The following is a 20,273-nucleotide window of genomic DNA, read 5'->3' as shown; positions in this document are numbered from 1 at the left end:
GTTTTTGAGCAACATCTTGCCTTCTGTTAAAAGGCGACTACTTTTAGCTGCACTCATTTTTTAGTCTAAACTACAGTGATAGAATTGAGGCAGCATTTTAATCGCGGTCTTGTTGAAATAATAAGACCTTATTTTTTACCATAATCTGGAGGCTGAATTAAGGTTTATTTTTTGGCGAAAAAAGTCTGTTGTCAATAAGCTGGGAATTTTTTCACCTTGTCTGAGTCCTATAACCCTTAATTCATCTTGGTTTGGGGGCGCTTGTCGCCCCCTGAAAGCGGATAGATTCGCTGCATCGCCTGAAGCTGCTGGGAAATGAGTATTAGATAAATTTATCTGTAAACTAGGAGTTGTGTTTATCTGACGAGTAATACTGTGGACGCTGAAGCTAGGAAAAAATTGAGCAAAGTTGTGAAGCTAGAGCGTGGCGACCTGAGTTTTAGCGCTTTTGGTAGGTTATTGGGAGCCTTTGGGGCTGCTGTTGAGTATTGGGAAAAAGGAGAGGTTATCCCCGATATGGTGGCGGATGTACGCGAATTAACGCAGATAAATGTTGACATGATTTACCCACCGGGTGTGAGAGGGAGTATTTAAGGGGGATTTGGTATTACTCAACTATCGCCCCATCTAAGCTTGTTTTTCTTAAATCTGTTCTCGCTAAATTTGCACCTCTTAAGTCAGCACCTGTTAAGCAAATATTGCTTAAATCTGCATAACTCAAATCAGCACCTCTGAGATTAGCATCCGATAAATTCGCTCCTGATAAATTCGCCCTCACAAGTTGCGATTTACTCAAATTGCTGCCACTCAAATTTGCCGATTGCATCTGTGCTGCTATTAAGTTAGCTTTACTTAAATTAGTGTCGCTGAGGTTAGCCAAATTCAATTTAGCATAACTCAAATCAATGTTTTCCAAGCAAAGTTGGCTCAATTGCGCGCATCGCAAGTTGGCATTAATAAAAAATCTGTCTCCAATCGCATAACGGCGCAGCAATTGGTCAGCTTCCAGCCGAATTAAAACAGGTTCGCAAGTATTTTGGTAGCACCACGATGTCTCCAGCAAACGGGCGGCTGCTTCAATTGCTACCTTGTCGCATTTAGGGAGCACCAAACTATTGCACCCATCCCACTCACCGTTGAGCATGAATGCCATCTCAGAAGCTGCTGCACTTGAGTCGCATAGCAAAACGGTTTCGGGTTTGGGTTGCAGCCAATTAATTAAGGCGATCGAACTCTTGTTTTTCAATGTAGATTCAGGATTGGTGTGTCTTTCTTAATTATAGGTAAAAATATTGAAAACAGTATGCACAAATTCGCGGCGGCTTCAGAGAATGAATTAATTGTGTTTGGTGCAGCCAGACCAGGATACCGCGATGCAGAAATTGCTCGCTGGATTGAATTTATGCAGGGGCATAATATCAAGCAAGTTTGCTGCTTGCTGGCTCAGACCCAACTCATCCGCTACACTGACTTACTGGGAACATATAGGAACATCTTTGGGTGCGATCGAGTTTGCTGGGCACCGATTCCAGACTTTGAATTGGTCGATCGCGATATTTTAATCGATCGAATATTACCGTTTTTGGAATCTGCAAATAGCAAAGGCGAACGGGTGGTAGTTCACTGTTCTGGGGGGATCGGACGTACAGGTCAGGTTTTGGCTGCTTGGTTGGTCAGCGGGCGGGGATTGTCTAACAAACAGGCGATCGCAGCAGTAAAAAAAACCGGCAGAAATCCCTATGAAGCAGCGATCGTAGCTTGTTTGAAAGGTCGAAACCCCTGGCTAGTGGTTGAAGAACTTAATGCTCTATTAGATGATTGTCGCCTTGCTGCGAGAAATGATATATAGCACTATACCAACTATATATATGTGCCAATTGAGTAACTCCTAAAAGATTTAAAAGACTCAGCTTCCTACGATCGAACTCAGGCATCGCACAAATGAGTGTTTTGGCTGTCACCCTTAGCCTATCCCCTGGCGTTTTTGCGAATATTACAGAACAAATAATGCACTTACAGCAGCGCAAGATCCTTAAAGCAACGGCGCGTTAACTCGATTCTTGCGGATGCGTCATTATTGTTGCGGATGTTAATGTTTGTAGCAAAAAAGTAAACATTTTTATTATTCTCTAAATAACCTACATACCAGCCAATTTCCTGCCCGGTTTGTTCTCCAAAGCTTACCCAGCCTGTCTTTGCTCTAATGATATAATCGGGAGTTTTTTCGACAACTATGATGTCTTTAACCAGAGACAGCGATCGCTCAGAAAAGGGTAAGTCATTTTTGTAAAGACGGCGGAGAAATTGAATTTGCTCGTTGGGTGTGATTCGCAGTTCTCCCTCTAACCAAAATTTGTCAATATCGTCTTTGTTACCGATTTTTTGGTTGCCATAACCGACTTTAGCTACCCATTTTTGCATTTGTTCGTGTCCCACTCGGCGGGCGAGAACTTGGTAAAACCAAACGGCGGAAAGTTTTATGGCTTCTCTCATATTCAAGTCTCGATTCCATCCGGAAATTTGCCTTTGAATTCCATCCCAAGTTAGAACGGCAAGCTCATCTGAAATTACCCCTGTTTCTAAGGAAATCAGAGAGTTGAGAATCTTAAATGTAGATGCGGGTAAAAAAGCTGTGGCGTTACGTTGCGGGTTGTGTTGATAAAGCCGATCGCTATTCAAATCGTAAATCGCAATCGAACCTTCCACTCCTAGCTCTTGAAAGTGCCGTCCAAAATTAATTGTCTGAGCCAAATCTCCTCCGCGAGGTGAAGATTTTGGCACTATAGGTGGCACGGTCAAGGCTGATTGCAGTGGCTGAACTAAAACTGAAATAGTGCAGCCTAATACAATTAAAATAACAGCGATCGCACGATATATTCGGTTCATAAACTTCGATAATTTAGCCAAATCACAGACAGTAATGTCACAGGGGCGATCGACTTGTAAGGTGCGTCTGACTTACGCTGTGTAAGAAACAATAAAGGTTTGCCCCTGACGCACCCTACTATATATGTGCCGCGTAATTTCTCACCTACAAAACTGCCATAATAGTTAACGCGACCAAACAGCTTAACTGAATTACTAAGCTGAACAACCGAAACTTTGGATCGAGGCCAGCGATGTGAATCGCTGAATGTACCAGCCGAAATAGAATGTACACAACAATCAGCAAATCTACTGCTGTTCCTGAAACACCCCTAACGGTTAGAAGAAAAACAACTCCTAAATACAAAGGCAGGTTTTCTATCAAGTTGGATTGTACTCGAAATAGTCGCCAAAGTAAGCTGTCATCGTTCTGTGTGCCGAAATCTTTTACAGATCCACCCGCAGATAGATGCCGAATTCTGACAGTCAGCAGCATAACAACAACTGCGATCGTCCACAAAATGAAAATTGCTAAACCCCAGAGAGGGAAAGTCATATTTGTCGGTTCACTGTGCATCATCTTTCTACCTTGCGAAACTGCGGTTAAGACTTTAGAAAAGTTATATCAAATCCTGTAGCATCGGAATTGTCAAATCCAGCCAACAGTCAACGCTCACCGACGGTGTAACCGGAATCCATCTAATTCATCTGCGTTAATCTGTGTTGATCTGCCCTCATCAGCGGTTAAAAAAAGAGAATGTATAAACCGCAGATGACAAGAGATTGAACCAGATTCACGCAGAGGTAGAGAGGTCGAGAAGAGAGATATGAATAATTCGGATATTCTGAGTGTTTTCCGAAATGGATAGAGCGCCTACCAAGCTCAAAGCAGCATCTAACCGACAAGCTGACGCTAACTAGAGTGCGATCGCATCTCCTGAGTGTCAATTCCCGCCACTAGCAACCGAGCGTTTACAGATGGTTTTCGGCAAGACGATCGCACCATTGTATCGAGCAAGTGTTCGATCGCACCCGGTAGATTCTGGCAAAAACCAGTGTGTACGCGCGATGTCTGAACGATCGTACTGCGGGGTGCTACGAGCCAGTGAAACCGCTCTCTGTGGGGAAGTTGACCGATCGCACCAGATTCCTTGCCACCTGCACAAATGATGGGAATGACTGCTAGGTGATTGCGAATCATTTCCAGATCCAACGTTGAGTCGATCGCCATCAAGCGCTGTTCATCTATTTCGATACGGGCTTCGAGGAATTTTTTCGTACCGCAGGAAACGATCGCCCCGACGTTGATAAACTCCTCGCGCTCGACTTTGGGAACGACGCGGATAATGGCATAATCATACAGAAATCGATCGGGCACTAATCGCTTCCTCCAAAAAAATATGTGGTGATTCTAGCCGATTTAGCAGGTACTCAATATAAGCATCCCGATGTTGATTGCTATCGCTGAAAGGAGAATCTCCCACCAGCCAAGTATCAGGAATTAGTTTAACGATGTTGCGAATGATGTCAGGGGTTAGCGTTTGACTCATCTTTGAATTTGCCGCTTCCAGGGTGCTGGCAAAACGCAGCAGAACGTGGTCTTTGATTGGAGGGAAACGATCGCGGCTGCGCGAGAGATAATCTTTCCAGGTGTGGTGGAAGTAGAGGGCCGCACCGTGATCGATCAGCCAAAGCCGTCGGTGCCATACCAGCATATTTGCATTGCGCGGCGTGCGATCGATGTTAGTCACAAAAGCATCGAACCAGACGATTTCTGAGGCCAGATCCGCCTCAGACTTGCCCGCTATCGGGTCAAAAGTGATGGAGCCCGGGAGATAGTCGAGGGCGAGGTTGAGACCAGCACTTGCTCGGATCAAATCTTGAATTTCCGGGTCAGGCTCAGTGCGAGCCAGTTCGGGATCGAGTTCAACAAAGACGAGTTCGGGGATTGGGAGTCCGGAAGCGCGAGCAATCTCTCCCGCCACTAGCTCCGCGATCAGAGATTTGGCTCCCTGGCCGGCACCGCGAAATTTGAGCACGTACATACCATCATCATCTGCTTCGACGATCGCCGGCAGCGATCCGCCTTCGCGCAAGGGAGTGACATACCTGGTAGCAATGACTGTTCGCAAGTTGGGACTCATGCTATTTTCGATTTGAGATTTTTGATGGGAAATCAGTCATTTTATGAGGGTTTGGAGCACTGGCTTACAGTTGGATTCTTTCTTTTAACTGCGACTGATGTTAAGTAGTCTCTAATTATTTTTGCATCTGTTGGCTATTGCAGGCGATCGATATCGAGATTTCCTGGATGGGGCGATCGACTACAAAGCGTTCAATTACCGCATCGGCACGCTGAGTGAAAGCATCCAGGATACAAGCCCCCGGATTCATTCCGAAAGCAGACTCAGGACCCAGAAATAAAAAACCTGTATCTGATGAAACTTGCCCCCCGAATTTATCCGTGGGGTCAATGCTTCAATTCTTTAATCTAAAATCTAAAATCTAAAATCTAAAATCGTTTGACGGAGTATTTCGGTGCGATTCGTTGAAACGTGAATCACGGTAATCAGTCCGTACATAGCGTTTCCAGCCACAAGGCTGAACTCTCGGTCTGATAAGGGTGCAAGCCCCTTCTACCAGACTCAGGTATGACTCCCTATCTGCCCACACCGACCAAGCTCGATTCTTGGAGAGTGAAGCTGGGAACAGGACGCAATCAGACATCCAATGTGGGGTGACACTGGCGTTAATGGGGAGTTCCGATGGTGAAAACAGAGCCTAGAAAAGTAACTTACTCCGGAGCGGGACACAGACCAACCACCCGACTCCACTGGAAATTATTCCCGCCGAATATCGAAATAATATCGGCAAGAGTCTAGGGAATCCAGTAGTTAAAATGGCTCCACCTAAAGGAACAATCAATCTAACCGAGGGAACGAAGAAAAACGAGCTGAGGGTCAAGGGGAAGTCGAACTCCAAGTAGGCTAGACGAGCAGCGGAACTCCCTTAGTTCGGGTAGGACAGACCGTAATTGGTCTGAGGTGTTCAGAAAACATAAGTTAGAGCAGAGCATGATTAGACACAACAGAAATGTTAGTGAATCTTGGAAGACGTTACCGTGGAAGAAATTCCGCCGTAATTTATTTCGCCTACAAAAACGAGTGTTCAAAGCGATTCAGGTTGGAGACAAGCAAAAAGCGAAGTCCCTTCAAAAGCTAATTCTGAAATCTCGGGCTGCAAGAATGCTGGCGATACGTCAAGTAACTCAACTAAACGCTGGTAAAAAGACTGCGGGAATAGATGGGAAAGCCTCACTCACATTTGAGGAAAGGCTTGTTCTGAGTGAAGAACTCAGAAACAAAAGTAACAACTGGAAACATCAGAAGTTACGTTCAATACCAATCCCTAAAAAGGATGGGAGTACCCGCCTCCTTAAGATACCGACTATCGCCGATAGAGCGTGGCAATGCCTCGCAAAATACGCGCTAGAGCCAGCGCACGAAGCAACTTTCCACGCTAGGAGTTATGGATTTAGAACAGGAAGGTCGGCGCATGACGCGCAAAAAATCCTATTTAATAATCTACGCTCTTGTTGCAACAGAATAGAAAAACGAGTTATCGAGCTCGATATCGAAAAATGCTTCGACAGGATAAGCCACACCAGCATAATGGAACGACTCATTGCCCCAAGAGGCATCAAGACCGGAATATTCCGCTGTCTAAAATCAGGAGTCAATCCAGAATTTCCCGAACAAGGAACCCCACAAGGGGGCGTGGTGAGTCCCTTACTCGCCAATATCGCTCTCAACGGGATTGAGGAAATACATCAATCAGTCCGTTACGCGGATGACATGGTAATAATTCTGAAACCTAAAGATGACGCGAAGGCAATACTTGATAAAGTCAGCGAATTTCTGGCAGAACGAGGAATGAAGGTTAGTGAAAAGAAAACAAAGCTAACGGCTACGACAGATGGGTTTGACTTCCTCGGTTGGCATTTCAAAGTGCAAAACAACGGGAAATTTAGATGCGTTCCATCAGCGGACAATTTTAAAGCGTTTCGTCAGAAGGTAAAACACATCGTTAACACCTCGAATTATGGTGCTACGGTCAAAGCTAAGAAATTAGCCCCTGTAGTTAGAGGTTGGAGAAACTACCATCGCTACTGTAAGTTAAATGGGTCACGGTTCTCGCTCTGGTTCCTCGACAATAGAGCCTTCAAGGTATTTAACAAGGAATCAAAACAGAACCGCTATACTGCCAGGAAACTGGTAAAAAAGGCGTTCCCGGCGGTTCCTTACTCCGAAAACAAATTTGTCAACGTCCAAGGAGAGAAATCACCCTACGACGGAGATATAGCCTACTGGAGTGAGCGTAACAGCAAGCTCTATAACGGCGAAACCTCTAAAGCTTTAAAACGGCAAAACCATAAATGTGGAAAATGTGGCTTAAAAATGCTAGGCGATGAAAAGGTGCATCTACATCATGTAGACAGAAACCATAGTAATTGGAAAATAAACAACCTTCTAGCGGTTCACGAAAGCTGCCACGATTACATCCACATGAGCAAAGGCGCAAGTCAAGAACATCGGGAGCTGGGTGCGGTGAAAGTCGCACGCCCAGATCTAACTGAGAGGGGCGGGGAATAATATCCCCCCTCGACTCAATCTGTTTCCCGATGCCAAGCTTCTTCTGAATTATTTGTACGAGATGGAACCCAAAGTGCTGTCGGCTGTTGAGGTAGATGTCACATGATTAAGAGTTTTTTGAGCCTATTACGAACAGCCTTCTATATACTCAACTTCAGGAAGTTTACCCGAACGGAACCTATCTACACGATTTTTGCTAGTCTCAAAAATTATGCGGTAGTTTTGGTCAGCCGCATCTTTAGGGACGAAAGTTAGATATTTTCCATTGTCTGGTGGGCGGCTTATATAATGATGAGGAGTTGCTTTAATTTGCCCTGGATATAAAGATAAAATTCGTTTTTCATTATCCCCGATTCTAGCTCCACTGATGGTGGTAATGCGCTTGCTGCTAATATCCACTCTGGCAATGCGACCCTTTGTTACCATAAAAGCAATTCCTTTTGGCTCTCCTTTTGGTTGAACGTAGGAACACTGATACTCGTCAATATCACCACTCCCACTTCTAATTAATCTAATCCCACCTGCTTTTGACGCTTCATCAACTGTCATACCAACCCGAATTGGCCCAATTCCATTAATTGCTAGTTTCGATCGCTCTGTGAGTTTCGCTTGAGCGCTAACTGATGTTACCAAAATCCCAAAAATGACTGCTGTGCCAATTAGTAAGGCGAGCAACTTTGAACTGTTTAATTTTCGCATCGAATGTTCTTCCTCCTTGATATGTGTAAATATTTATCTAATTATGCTGTTATTTGAATATCCTTCGCCAGTATACTGATTTATTTTGTACTTGTACGCAGGAAATCGTCGCCTGAGTTTTGCTCGCTCGATTCTCCCGTTCTGCCTTAGAAATCCGTTTTGAGGTTGTGGGATGTCGCCTATAGCTTATATCCAATGCGCACTTCATCGTCGGGCGTAAAATCGAGTCAACAGTCAACACTCAACCTTCCTTCAGTTTTTCAACCCCTCCTTCAACAGCCAACAGTCAACAGTTAACAGCCAGAGGAAAGAGATGTTGGCTCAACTATCCAGGCTAGTGCAGGGGCTAGAACAAAGCCCAGTGCTAGAATGGGTAAGAAAGCAGAGAATTTGTTCGAGTTTTTATTCACAGTTAACATAAGTTCGAGAAGGAAGCGAGTGTCCAGCTTGGCTGAATCTCTTGTCACCATGACTAAAACCCGCCGGCCATGCCCCAAATCCCTAAGAGTGCGATTGCTGCCTCTTGTATGCCCGCAACTCACACCTCCTAAGTGGCCTTCACCAAGTTAGCCTGAAATTAACAGCCGTGTTGTGCAGATGTCCGCTCAATACCCCACTGAAAATGATGAAAGAAGACACTATCGAAATTGTTGGTTTTCACGCACATATTTACTTCAACGCTGATAATCGCGATGTCGCAGCGCGCGTACGCCAAGGATTGACTCAGTTTGAGGTGCAGCTTGGGCGTTGGCATGACAAACCCATTGGTCCCCACTCCCAAGCGATGTATCAAGTTGCATTTTTACCCTCGCAATTTGGCAAAGTCGTTCCTTGGTTAATGCTGCATCGCGAGGGGTTAGATATTCTCGTGCATCCCGAAACCGGCGATGATCTGGCGGACCATACGAAACATTCTTTGTGGCTGGGAGAAAAACTAGAGCTGAATCTCGAAGTTCTGCGGCCTAGAACAGCCAACGCCAGCTTGTGATCGATCGCGCGCCAAGCGAAAACGCTGCTCCTGATATCAACTCCGCTAGCATCAGAATTGTCAAATCGAATCAACAGTCATTAGTCATCAGTCATCAGTCAACAGTCAACAATAATTCCGGTGCAACTGCAATTGATATGACAGCTACTATGGGGATTTGATGTTGGGTAGAAGTGACTATCAAAACGCTTGCGAACTGGCAAATGCTAAGTGCAGGGAATTGAACCAACCAAAAACGCAGTCGGCGAACTAATTTAGCTTCCGGGAACTGCGAAGCATTTTTGAATGTGCTCCCAACAATGGGAACGCTCTCAATCTTCGCTTGTTAGGAAATACCCTTCTCCACAAAGGTTTTTAGCTTTGAAGCGTTCCGAACTGCATTTCCCTCTCCGTCGTTGTTGAAGTAGACAAACACACTTCGCCCCTGACTTTCCCACTCGTGGATGCGATCGGTCCACCAATGCAAATCATCATCCGAGTAGGAGCCACCGTAGAGATTGTTGGCGTCGGGGCCGTGGAGGCGGACATAGACGAATGAGCCCGTTGCGCGGAGGATACACGGAAGGTGGGCTCCGCTCATCACGCAGTAAGCCGCTCCAGAGCGTTCCAGCAGCGAAAATACCTCTTCTGTGTGCCAGCTTGGGTGTCGGAATTCAACAGCTACTTTGATCCAGGGGGGCACCTGTTCTAGAAAGTAGGCTAGGCGGGCCGAGTCGCAGCTGAACTGGGGAGAAAGCTGGACGAGTAGAATACCCAGTCGTGAGTCCAAGCATTGAAGTCCCTCACTCATCCGTTCCAACCACTGTTCTGGCGAGTAAAGACGCTTGGAGTGCGTTAGACCACGGGGCGCTTTTACGGTCATGAGAAATCCTTGGGGGAGGCGCTCTCGCCAGTTAGCAAAGGTAGTGTTTGGTGGCCAGTGGTAGTAGGTGCTATTAACTTCGACGGTTTGATAGTGCTGGATATAGCGATCGAGCCTAGAGCGTGGCGGTAGCTGGTGGGGATAAAGCACACCTTCCCAATGGTCGTAACTCCAACCTGAAGTGCCAATATGAACACTCATCGCCTTTTTACTCCCATGCAGATTTTGTTTGTGTTGGAATTTAAGTTTAGTCGGCCCGCATCGCTATCGCACTCTATCAATCAACTAAAAATAGAGAGAGCAAGTTGAACTCTTAAGGACTCTTTTAAACGGTGAGCCTGACTTTACTGCTTTGGGCGATCGTTTCAGGTTTTTCTATGTTGATTTTTTTTTGCTGGTTATGCAGATTTTCAGCATGAGTAATTAGCCCCTTGAGTTAGTCATATCCTAGATCTAATAGCCTTGTGGTTTATGAGGTTTTTTTTCTATATGTTCCCCAAGTTGACTCATGAAAGTGAAGCGACAATTCTTTGATAATATGGAAGCGATCGCACTCATAGTCTAATTGTTGGAAATGTTTAATAGGGGAGATCATCTTACTTTTGCAGGCAGCCAAGCTAGCAATTGGAGTTAGGAGTTAGGAGCTAGGAACCTGGAGACAGAAGTAAGGAGGCAGAAGAAGTATTTTTACAAATATGAGATGCTCCCTAATAGGGAAAGCGCAGATGCAACGCAGATGGTTTTCAATATAGAAGAGTGAATGCCTACCATTCCAATTTAATGACTGATGACTGATGACTAAAAGGACACAACAATGTTGTGTCCCTACGGAATTTGGCCCAATCTTGCTTGGAGACAGTCATTAGTCATCAGTCATTAATAAACTAATAACTCATGACTAACCACTAATCAGTTGTACTAACGTGGTCGATTCTCTCTAATTGCCAGAGAATTTGGTTGCCTTCGCGCCGCACCCGCGAAACTACCCAATTTCGCCAAACCCAGTTGTCTCCACGACTGGTGACAGCGCTGGCATTTACATCCATCAAATCAGCCAGTTCAGAACTGGTAATCAAGTAGCCTTTCGTCGCAACCTCGTCGGCGATGTGCAACGTTTCGATCAGATTGCGGAGGTCTTGAACCCTCACCTCGCGGGGCAAGTTCTCCAGGGTATCGGCAGTTGAATCCATCATGGTAGAGTGGGAGATCGGAAGGTCAGAAGTTATGACATAGGATTCTATCGTTTTGTTACCAGTTGTGTCCGTTTCTTCCCAAACAATTGTGTTTTCCGAACCTAGGGGCGATGTGGCCGCGCTGACAAAAGTGTCCGCCTGAGTCTCGCCTACAGTTGGTTTGCGCTGTTGCAGTTCGGGAGTGAGATTGTGCGAGAAGTTGCGGGCAATTTCATCGCATCTGTCGTTGTAGTAGTCCCCGGAGTGGCCGCGGACGTGTTCCCACTTGATTTGCCGGGAATTCAGCTTGTCTAGCAGATGCCAGAGGTCTTGGTTGACAACATCTTTTCCGGTTGAGGTTTTCCAGCCCTTATTTTTCCAGCCTTGAATCCATTTAGTGATGCCGTTTTTAACGTATTCGCTGTCGGTGTAAACGGTGACTGGTTCGGTTTGACCGGAATTCGCAAAAAATTCCAGCGCAGCGACGGCGGCCTGCATTTCCATGCGGTTGTTAGTAGTTTGAGGGTCTCCACCCCCAAGTTCGTGACAGTTGCCGTCGGCGAAACAAACTACTGCACCCCAGCCACCTGGGCCTGGGTTGCCGGAACAAGCGCCGTCTGTGTAGAGGCTTTTGATTTTGGGAGTTGTCATGAGCGAATTAATTTGTTATTTAGGGGTAAGTTGTTTGCAAGTGCGATAATTAAGGCAATTGAGATAGTTTTACTTACTGCTATGAAAAATGCCAACTTAAAGATTAAAAAGGTTGCGCTATTTATTTGTCCGTTTTCTTTGTTAATTTTTAATACTTTCGCGCAAGCACAGCCCATAGTGCCTGCTGCTGATGGTACGGGTACTGTTGTCACCCCCAGCGGCAACCGCTATGACATCAACGGGGGCAGTTTGTCGGGAGACGGCGCGAATCTTTTTCACAGTTTTGGGCAGTTCGGCTTGAATGAAGGTCAAATTGCTAATTTTCTGACAAATTCGGCTATTCAAAATATATTAGCTCGAATTGCTGGCGGGGAGGCTTCGCTAATTAACGGTTTAATTACTGTCACGGGCGGCAATTCTAATCTGTTTCTAATTAATCCTGCGGGGATTGTGTTTGGCCCGAACGCGAGTTTGAATGTGCCGGCGGCTTTTACTGCAACTACTGCTACTGGTGTCGGTTTTGGTTCTAATTGGTTTAATGCTGCGGGTACAAATAATTTTAGCGCCTTGGTGGGTACGCCAAATGCTTTTAATTTTGGTGCGGGTGTACCGGGAAGTATTGTTAATGCTGGCAATTTAGCTGTGACTCCGGGGCAAAATTTGGCTTTGCTTGGCGGTACGGTTGTTAGTACCGGGCAGTTGTCGGCCCCGGGCGGGCAAATTACTGTTGCTGCGGTTCCGGGAGCTCAGGTTTTGCGAATTAGTCAACCAGGGCATCTGTTGAGTTTGGAAATAGCAACTGGCGGGAATGTTGGTAATTCTAAACAGACTTTGAATCCTATTTCTTTGCCGCAGTTGCTGACAGGTACGGGGCAAAATCAGGCGGCTGGTGTTGCGGTTGCTGATGACGGTTCTGTGAGGCTTGTGGGTTCTGGTTTGCAGGTAAATTCTGGGGATGTGGCGATTGCTGCTAATGTGTCTGGGCTGCCGCAGTTGAATGCGGGAAGTGCGAATTTATGGGCTGCGGAAAATCTCACGTTAGCGGGTGCTAGGCTGCAAACTACGGGGAATTTGAGTTTGCTGGGAGGGGATGCGGTGCGGGTCAGGGACAGCGCCCAGAATCCTTTTTTGGCGCAGGCTGGGGGGAATTTATACATTCAAGCCGATCGCACTATTGATATTCTCACTCAAAATGCGATCGGCGGCTCATCTCTTCCCCCGCAATTCCAAAGCGGTGGCAATTTGAGTTTGGTGAGCAACGGTGTTATTTCGGGGGATTCCCACTTTGTTTCGGGGGGCAATTTCTCGGTGCGGAATTTGTCAGGAATGCCGGGAAATTTCGTAAGTTTATTTGACCCGATTATCAGTTCGGAAGGAGATGTTTTCTTTGGAGATTATACTGGTGCTTCGCTGAAAGTCGAGGCGAAGGGGAGCATTGTTGCCGAGGATATTACAATTACCGGCCCTGATATTGCATTGGGTAGGGAAAATGTGAATCCCGACGATCCAGATATTGCTATTTTAAGCAGCAGTCCCGCCTTAATTTTGCGGGCGGGAGTGGCAACTCTGCTAAATCCTGTTAGTAACAGTTTAGGTGAAGATTCAATCTTTACAAATCCAATTTTATCAAGCAATTTGATTTCAGTTGAAAATATTTCAGCAGGTGGGCCGATAATTTTGTCAGCGCTGGGAAATATCGCAACTAGAGATATTAATGGCGGTCAAATTAGTGTAGAAAGTAGGGAAGCAGAAGTGCTAGTTGGGGGCAGATTAACATCTAGTTCGACAATTAATATTCAAGCTAATGACAATATTATCTTGACAAGTGACATTTCTCGTGCTGATATCAACGGCAGTATTAGTCTGAATACTGTTCGGGGTAATATCGTCACAGGATCGATCGATACTGGAAATTCCGGGGCGATCGAACTTAAAGCTTTTGGCAATGTGAATTTTGGGACTTTGCAGGGTTCTAAAGTTGATATTACCAGTAACTCCGGAGCATTGGGAGTTTTGACTGATGCCAATATCATTGTTCCTAATACTACACCAGTCAATATTACAGCAACCGAGAATATCAATTTGACAGCTTTTAGGGACTTAACGGTTGGCAATCTAACCGCTGCGACTGTCAGTGCTAGCAGCACCAATGGGAGTGTTAATACGGGTGCGATCGCTACTTCGGGAGATGTCAGAATTGTAGCCGGACAGGACATCAGCCCGGGGGCAATAACTGTTAATCCTGTCACCACAAATCCAGTTAATCCCATCATTCCCGTAGTCAATCTGGACGCCCTAAATAATATTAGTGTTGATTCGATCAATGCTCCGGAGGCTACGATTGCTTTGAGAGCGACCAGCAACTTAAATTCAGGGAGTTTGCTCGGGGGAGCAGTGGAACTCAAGAGCGATAGCGGAAATATTGCGATCGGTAATACTACATCTATTGGGAATATTAATATAAGAGGATCGGGAAATGTAAATTCGGGGGATTTGCTGGGAACAAGAGTTAATGTAAATAGCTCTTCGGGAAGTATGGATATTGGAAGCGCTACAGCAACAGAAAATACTGTCAATTTAACAGCACCGCTGGATGTCAATTCAGGGGATTTGCGAGGAGTTGGAGTTAATGTAACTAGCAATTCTGGAAGTATTAATATTGGCAATACGGATGCTACAACAGGAAATGTCAATTTAACTGCACCGCTGGATGTGAATTCAGGGGAGTTACAGGGAGTTGCAGTTGATGTCGCTAGCGCCAGGGGAACCGTCAGCACTGGTAATATAAGTGCAGTTGAAAGTGTCGGAATTTTAGCTGGAAACGAAATCCGAATTGGGCAAATAAATGTTAATCGTGTTGTTAGCACCGATCGCACTTCTACAGTAAATCTTAACGCTCAAAATGATATTAGGGTTGCATCGATCAATGCTCCGGGCAGTAATGTTGAACTCGCAACTCCGGCTTTAGTGCGAGTGACGGGTAGTTTTGACCAAAACGGCACTCCTGTTAGCATCTCGACTCTTGGCGACACTCAACCCGGTACAGTTACGATCCGCCACGGGGGCGGCGATGCCACTCCGCCGACGCCTTTTGCGGTGGGAGATGCGACGACTAACGGTACTGCTGGGGCGATCGCCAGTAATCCTGTGGGTACGATTACTCAGGGCCGATCTTTCATAAATTCTTACACTCAAGGCAATAGTGCGATCGTCACTACAAATCAACCCGGTACAAATCAACCCGGTACAAATCAACCCGGTACAAATCAACCCGGTATAAATCAACCCGGTACAAATCAACCCGGTATAAATCAACCCGGTATAAATCAACCCGGTATAAATCAACCCGATATAAATCAACCCGGTACAAATCCTCCGCCACCATCGCCAAGCGGTAGATTTCCATTAGATAGACACCGGGTTTTTCCCGATCGCAACCAACCCTTTAGTCGCGAACAGCGGCAGAACCAAAACAGAATATCGCGAGATATAGGAAAACCCGGAGAAAGGATGCCCCCCGAAAGAATGCACTCTCCAAGAGAAATGAGAAATTTCCTCAATTCAAATATCAGAGATTCAGTTATTCAGTCAGCATTTCGGGGTGACATCGGCAGGAATTTGGAGACCGGAAAAATATCGGCAGCTTTGTCTCTGCTGGACAAATCTTTCAGCCAAGAATTTGGGGAATATTTAGGGATAAACATCAGTAACGAGTTGGTATCCCCAGAGGAAATTAAAACAAAGTTAGCATCGGTGGGCGCACAAACCAGCACGAAACCCAGCTTAATTTATCTATTCTCGCAGCCCGAAGAATTAAATTTAATGCTGATTACTTCTTGCGGTGAAGTGGTTCACAAAAGTGTGCCGGCTGCGAACCGGGCACAACTGCTGAAAGTTGTCACTCAGTTCAGGGATGAGATTACCAAACCGGGGGTGCGGGCTACTACGAGTTATCTACCATCTTCCCAACAGCTTTATAAGTGGATCATTGCGCCTTTAGAGGACAGTTTGAAACACTGCGAAACCGATACTATTTCCTTTGTTGTCGATCGAGGTTTGAGAGGTATGCCCTTTGCTGCTTTGCACGACGGACACCAATTTTTGGTAGAAAAGTACAGTCTCAGCCTGATGCCCAGCATTAATTTAACAGATACTCGCTACGTCGATCTGAGAAATTCTCAAGTTTTAGCAATGGGTGCCTCGGAATTTTCCGAGTTGAATCCTTTGCCTGCGGTTCCTGCTGAAATAGCCGCTATTTCTAGAGAGTGGCCGGGAGTTACTTTTCTAAATGAGGGTTTCACTTTGGATAATTTGAAGCGACAGCATCAAAGCCGGCCTTTTGGCATTATTCACTTAGCTACTCACGGTGAATTTCGACCTGGATCACCGAATAATTCTTTTATTCAGTTGTGGAATAGTCGGCTGCGACTGGATCAATTGCGAGATTTGAAATTGAATGATCCGCAGGTGAATATGTTAGTTTTAAGTGCTTGTCGGACTGCGGTGGGAGATGCACAGGCGGAGTTGGGTTTCGGGGGGTTGGCGCTGCAAGCGGGGGTGCAAACGGCTTTGGGAAGTTTGTGGTACGTGAGTGATGAAGGTACTTTGGGATTGATGAGTGAGTTTTACCAGCAGTTGAAGACGGCGCGAATTAAGGGGGCGGCGCTGCGACAAGCGCAAATTGCGATGTTGCGGGGAGATGTGCGTTTGGAGGGTGGCAGATTGCGGGGTTTGAGTCGGGGTGAGGGGGTGGAGTTGCCGGCTTCGCTGCAAGGGTTTGCGGATTTAAAGTTGTCGCATCCTTATTATTGGTCGGCTTTTGTGATGATTGGGAGTCCTTGGTGATTGGTGATTAGTGATTAAGTAAGTCAAGGGAAATATTTACAAGTATGTAAGGAAGGATTAAGTAACTTAATGGGAGTTAAATTGAACAGCTTCTGTAGTATACTTTCCTTTTTCTGCTCTAACTTATACCCCATGAATTACAGCATAAGCGAGCTCTAATTCATCCTCAAACATTTTTCCGGCTAGTTGATTTTTTTTGATATATTGCCACTGCCATTCAATTGGATTCATTTCTGAACAAGATTTAGGCAAAAAGAAGATGTATTAACCCTGAATTTCCTACTTCGACCATAATTGTTGGACTTTGCCGACATCGGTGTATCGGACCGTTTTCATTTTCATAGCGACACGGCGATTGCGCTGCTGTTCAAATAATCCTAAGACGCTACCAAAAAGCAAGTCAATGCGAGTCATCATCCAGCGAGTAAAATCATCTCAAGTCGAAATAGAAGGTCAAATTGTCGGCAAAATTGGCCGCGGACTTAACTTGCTTGTAGGTATTACAGACACCGACACCGAAGCAGAACTCGATTGGATGGCTCGCAAATGCCTAGAATTGCGTTTGTTTCCCGACTCTGCTACGGATACCGGGCGCTGGGACAAGTCCGTACAAGACATCGGTGGCGAGTTGCTGGTTGTCAGTCAGTTTACGCTCTACGGCGATTGTCGCAAAGGTCGGCGACCTTCCTTCGATCTAGCAGCGGCTCCTGAACGAGCCGAAATTATTTATGATAAATTTGTCGAAAAGTTGCGCCAGAGCGGCTTAAAAGTTGAAACAGGGTTGTTTGGAGCGATGATGCAAGTCTCGATCGAGAATGACGGGCCGGTGACTTTGATATTAGAGAAAGAATCGGGGTGAGTTGGTTGACAGGCTTCTCTGTTCACCGCACCACACCCTACTTTTTTTATCTTCCTACCCTTCGGGAACGGCTTCGCCGAACGTGTCCTTTGCGTCTTCGCGGTTCGTTCAAAAAAAGCCGTTGCGCGTTTTACTAAAAGCAAATTTTCAGATTAACCGGGTTTCCTAACTGCGGTTGCGTAGGTTCAGAAGACATGGGTTCTCGCTACATTTTCTCCCATCCCGATTCCAGAACTTCAAACCCTTAAAAAACCAGTTTGTAAATCGTCCACTCAGCGGCGCCGGAACACCGTCAATCTTTTTCGCGATCGCCCCACACGACTAACAGCTCAGAATGCTTGTACAGTAAGGCTTTAATGGCAATAAAACCAATATTCCACAGTCAGCGCTTAGAATCAGATTCAGCAGCCAAAAACTGTTGCATGAGAGAGTGGAACACTGGCATCACTGCGGTTATCTCTACTTCCGTAATATTCAATGTATAGAGAGTTGAATCAGCACAGCAAGCGAAACCGCCAGCAACTGCCACCTCACTCTCTGAGAAATGTCCTCGCACACCCGCTGTGTCCTACCACCCGATAAACGCCATGACTGTCAAAGCTGCCACCAACACCGTCAACTGCAACACCGCTTCTGATCTCAACTGCATTCCGGAACCAACCGCTGAAATCAATACTGTTCCCAGCATCGATATCCTCGCTTTGGCTAACTTCGCCCTCAAAGAATTGCAAGCCGAAATGAAAACTGCCAGCCGCAGCGCTCAAACAGTGGCGATGCGGATTGCTAAGGAAGTTGAACGGATTTGCCAAAAAAGCGATCGCATCCAAATTTCCGGCGAAGTTGAAGCTTGGCAAATCACCTTGGCCGAGCACCGGTTGCAAAAAATCCTGCAATACTACCGCCTCGGTTCCAAACAAGGCCGCGTCGAACTGCACTCTCACCTCGCGGCTATGATTTACCGCCATGTTGCTTCTTTCCGATCGAACTTGAACTTCCAAGCTCGCTACAACATGATTGAAGACTTTTTGCAAGGCTTTTACATCGAATCTCTGCGAGCTTTTCGCCGCGAACACCAACTCGATGTCACCTACCAGCCCCGCACACAGCTAGAATTGGCTGAGTACATGGCTTTCACCGAACACTACGCCAAGCGCCAAATCGGTTTGCCCGGCCGCAACCGCCAACGCCTGATCGTGTTGCGCGCTCAAGGATTTGCCAAGGGCCAGCCTCCGGAAACTGCGATCGACATTGAAATGGCTGTAGAATCCGGCAAGGGAGAAGAGGCGGAAATGTACAGCCGCTCTCCGGCGCTGCAACAAGTGCGCGAGCAAATGGTATCGGAAACTGTCGATCCGGCTGATGCTGTGCTGCGCGATCGAGTAGTCTCGGAATTGATCGCCTATCTGGAATCGCAAAATCAGCCAGAATGCGTGAATTACTTAACTTTAAAATTGCAAGACCTTTCGGCTTCGGAAATTGACCGCGTGCTCGGTTTGTCTTCCCGCCAGCGCGACTACTTGCAACAGCGGTTTAAGTACCACGTCGAAAAATTTGCCCGCACTCAAAATTGGAAACTCGTTCACGAATGGCTGGGCGCTGATGTCGATCAAAAGCTGGGAATGACTTCGGACAAATGGGAAGCATTTCGCGCTCAACTTGCGCCCGAAATGCAGCAAATGTTAGAAATGAAGCGGAATCAAGAAAGCGATAAGGCGATCGCCACGGCGCTCAAATGCACTCCCAAACAAGTCCAAAAACGCTGGGCGCAACTGTTGGAGCTGGCAAGCCAGACTCGCAACAGCAGCCAAGCTTAATTGGTACTCAAATATGAATGCAACTGTTTTCTTGAGACTGGAAAATGCGATCGGGTGCGGCACCTGCACAGGAATGCCCGCCCCGGCGTCCACTCTCAAATCAACAAGGGCTGCTACTAACTTATCGCCGCTTTTTGGCATCTTCAATTTATTAAAACAAAATTATTTTTTTAATGTATTTCATTCCCTGGTTAGACCGGGGAATTTATTTTTATTAGTCATTATTCATTAGTAATTAGTTATATAAAATTGCTGGCATAAGAGGCGGAATGGCATATATTTATAATGAAATTCAAACCTAGGGAGTAGCAGAACAAAGGCAAAGTTGTTCAAAGTTCAAAAATGCAATACCCTAAATGCTAGGGTAAAGATGTACTTAAAAATAGAAATCAAGACTGAGAACAGTGTGATCCATTTAAGCCATGCAACTGTGTGTCACAACCTATAGTGAGCCGGGAGATTCCAAGGATGCCAAACAAATTTGCTTAAGCAATATACTGTAATGGCATGGGGCCGCAAGACAAATTGAGCGTTGTACTGGTATCACGCACAATAGGGTCATCACCTGGCGCAAAGAAACAGGGAGACGATTATTTGAAACTGAGGCAATTGAAACGATACCCCAAGTAAGCAAAATCGACGAAATCCAGATATTTGTTGGGTAAAAAAAAGCAGCTCCTTGTATGAACAGCAGCAAATCACTTGGCTGATGTCATTCTTGCTTGGACGTTATGAGATAGGAGGAGTGAGACTTTTGTGGCTTTGTGGATGATGATTAAAAATAGGTAAGTAGGTGCGATTCGTTTAGCCGAAACCTGAAAAGGGGGGATGGCTAGCAGCGATAGGGTAAGCCCATAAGGGTTGGA

Annotated in this window: 16 protein-coding genes; 7 read left to right on the top strand and 9 right to left on the bottom strand. The window is 46.0% G+C overall.

What is annotated here, in order from left to right:
• Positions 1-375: 375 nt before the first annotated feature.
• A complete protein-coding gene (locus QUA53_RS26295) occupies positions 376-594 on the top strand; it encodes a hypothetical protein (protein ID WP_333249193.1) in 219 nt (72 codons plus the stop codon).
• 13 nt (positions 595-607) lie between these two features.
• Here QUA53_RS26295 and QUA53_RS26290 read toward each other — a convergent pair whose 3' ends face one another.
• Entirely contained in the window at positions 608-1,246 is a 639-nt protein-coding gene (locus QUA53_RS26290; RefSeq protein ID WP_333100636.1) for a pentapeptide repeat-containing protein, read from the bottom strand.
• A 57-nt stretch (positions 1,247-1,303) separates the two neighbouring features.
• On the opposite strand from QUA53_RS26290, the gene QUA53_RS26285 reads away from it, so the two are divergent.
• Positions 1,304-1,849: a phosphatase domain-containing putative toxin gene (locus QUA53_RS26285; protein ID WP_333100637.1), complete on the top strand. Its 546-nt coding sequence runs from the start codon at positions 1,304-1,306 to the stop codon at positions 1,847-1,849.
• 164 nt (positions 1,850-2,013) lie between these two features.
• Here QUA53_RS26285 and blaOXA read toward each other — a convergent pair whose 3' ends face one another.
• The 5 genes from blaOXA to QUA53_RS26260 form a co-directional block, all read right to left on the bottom strand.
• Complete coding sequence (gene blaOXA / locus QUA53_RS26280; RefSeq protein ID WP_333100639.1) at positions 2,014-2,886, bottom strand: class D beta-lactamase; 873 nt, start codon at positions 2,884-2,886, stop codon at positions 2,014-2,016.
• Between the two features lie 145 nt (positions 2,887-3,031).
• A complete protein-coding gene (locus QUA53_RS26275; protein ID WP_333100640.1) occupies positions 3,032-3,445 on the bottom strand; it encodes an MAPEG family protein in 414 nt (137 codons plus the stop codon).
• A gap of 333 nt (positions 3,446-3,778) precedes the next feature.
• Positions 3,779-4,243, bottom strand: a complete 465-nt coding sequence (locus tag QUA53_RS26270) for a DUF3037 domain-containing protein (RefSeq protein ID WP_333100641.1) — start codon at positions 4,241-4,243, stop codon at positions 3,779-3,781.
• Positions 4,221-5,009 carry a HipA family kinase gene (locus QUA53_RS26265; RefSeq protein ID WP_333100642.1) on the bottom strand — a complete coding sequence of 263 codons (789 nt, stop codon included), beginning with the start codon at positions 5,007-5,009 and terminating at the stop codon, positions 4,221-4,223. The genes QUA53_RS26270 and QUA53_RS26265 overlap by 23 nt, the downstream gene beginning before the upstream one ends.
• Positions 5,010-5,124: 115 nt before the next feature.
• Positions 5,125-5,259 carry a hypothetical protein gene (locus QUA53_RS26260; RefSeq protein ID WP_333100643.1) on the bottom strand — a complete coding sequence of 45 codons (135 nt, stop codon included), beginning with the start codon at positions 5,257-5,259 and terminating at the stop codon, positions 5,125-5,127.
• A gap of 680 nt (positions 5,260-5,939) precedes the next feature.
• On the opposite strand from QUA53_RS26260, the gene QUA53_RS26255 reads away from it, so the two are divergent.
• Positions 5,940-7,517 carry a reverse transcriptase domain-containing protein gene (locus QUA53_RS26255; protein ID WP_333100644.1) on the top strand — a complete coding sequence of 526 codons (1,578 nt, stop codon included), beginning with the start codon at positions 5,940-5,942 and terminating at the stop codon, positions 7,515-7,517.
• Between the two features lie 126 nt (positions 7,518-7,643).
• Here the strand turns inward: QUA53_RS26255 and QUA53_RS26250 are convergent, their stop codons facing one another.
• A complete protein-coding gene (locus tag QUA53_RS26250) occupies positions 7,644-8,216 on the bottom strand; it encodes a hypothetical protein (protein WP_333100645.1) in 573 nt (190 codons plus the stop codon).
• Positions 8,217-8,838: 622 nt separating this feature from the next.
• Between QUA53_RS26250 and QUA53_RS26245 the strand changes: the two genes are divergently transcribed.
• Positions 8,839-9,204, top strand: a complete 366-nt coding sequence (locus QUA53_RS26245; protein WP_333100646.1) for a DOPA 4,5-dioxygenase family protein — start codon at positions 8,839-8,841, stop codon at positions 9,202-9,204.
• 325 nt (positions 9,205-9,529) lie between these two features.
• Here QUA53_RS26245 and QUA53_RS26240 read toward each other — a convergent pair whose 3' ends face one another.
• Positions 9,530-10,267, bottom strand: coding sequence for a DUF72 domain-containing protein (locus QUA53_RS26240; protein ID WP_333100648.1), 738 nt, complete (start codon positions 10,265-10,267; stop codon positions 9,530-9,532).
• A gap of 704 nt (positions 10,268-10,971) precedes the next feature.
• Complete coding sequence (rnhA, locus tag QUA53_RS26235) at positions 10,972-11,889, bottom strand: ribonuclease HI (protein ID WP_333100649.1); 918 nt, start codon at positions 11,887-11,889, stop codon at positions 10,972-10,974.
• Between the two features lie 81 nt (positions 11,890-11,970).
• On the opposite strand from rnhA, the gene QUA53_RS26230 reads away from it, so the two are divergent.
• The 3 genes from QUA53_RS26230 (at position 11,971) to QUA53_RS26220 (ending at position 19,407) form a co-directional block, all read left to right on the top strand.
• Positions 11,971-16,734, top strand: coding sequence for a CHAT domain-containing protein (locus QUA53_RS26230; protein ID WP_333249190.1), 4,764 nt, complete (start codon positions 11,971-11,973; stop codon positions 16,732-16,734).
• A 403-nt stretch (positions 16,735-17,137) separates the two neighbouring features.
• Positions 17,138-17,593 (top strand): D-aminoacyl-tRNA deacylase, encoded by a 456-nt coding sequence (dtd, locus tag QUA53_RS26225; protein ID WP_333100651.1) that lies wholly within the window; start codon positions 17,138-17,140, stop codon positions 17,591-17,593.
• 587 nt (positions 17,594-18,180) lie between these two features.
• Positions 18,181-19,407 carry a HetZ-related protein gene (locus tag QUA53_RS26220; protein WP_333100652.1) on the top strand — a complete coding sequence of 409 codons (1,227 nt, stop codon included), beginning with the start codon at positions 18,181-18,183 and terminating at the stop codon, positions 19,405-19,407.
• Positions 19,408-20,273: the final 866 nt, after the last annotated feature.

Origin of the sequence: Microcoleus sp. Pol12B3, assembly GCF_036701355.1 — a bacterium.
Classification (GTDB): domain Bacteria; phylum Cyanobacteriota; class Cyanobacteriia; order Cyanobacteriales; family Microcoleaceae; genus Microcoleus.
Note: the sequence above shows the minus strand (reverse complement) of the source record. Positions and strands in the feature narration are given on the sequence as shown.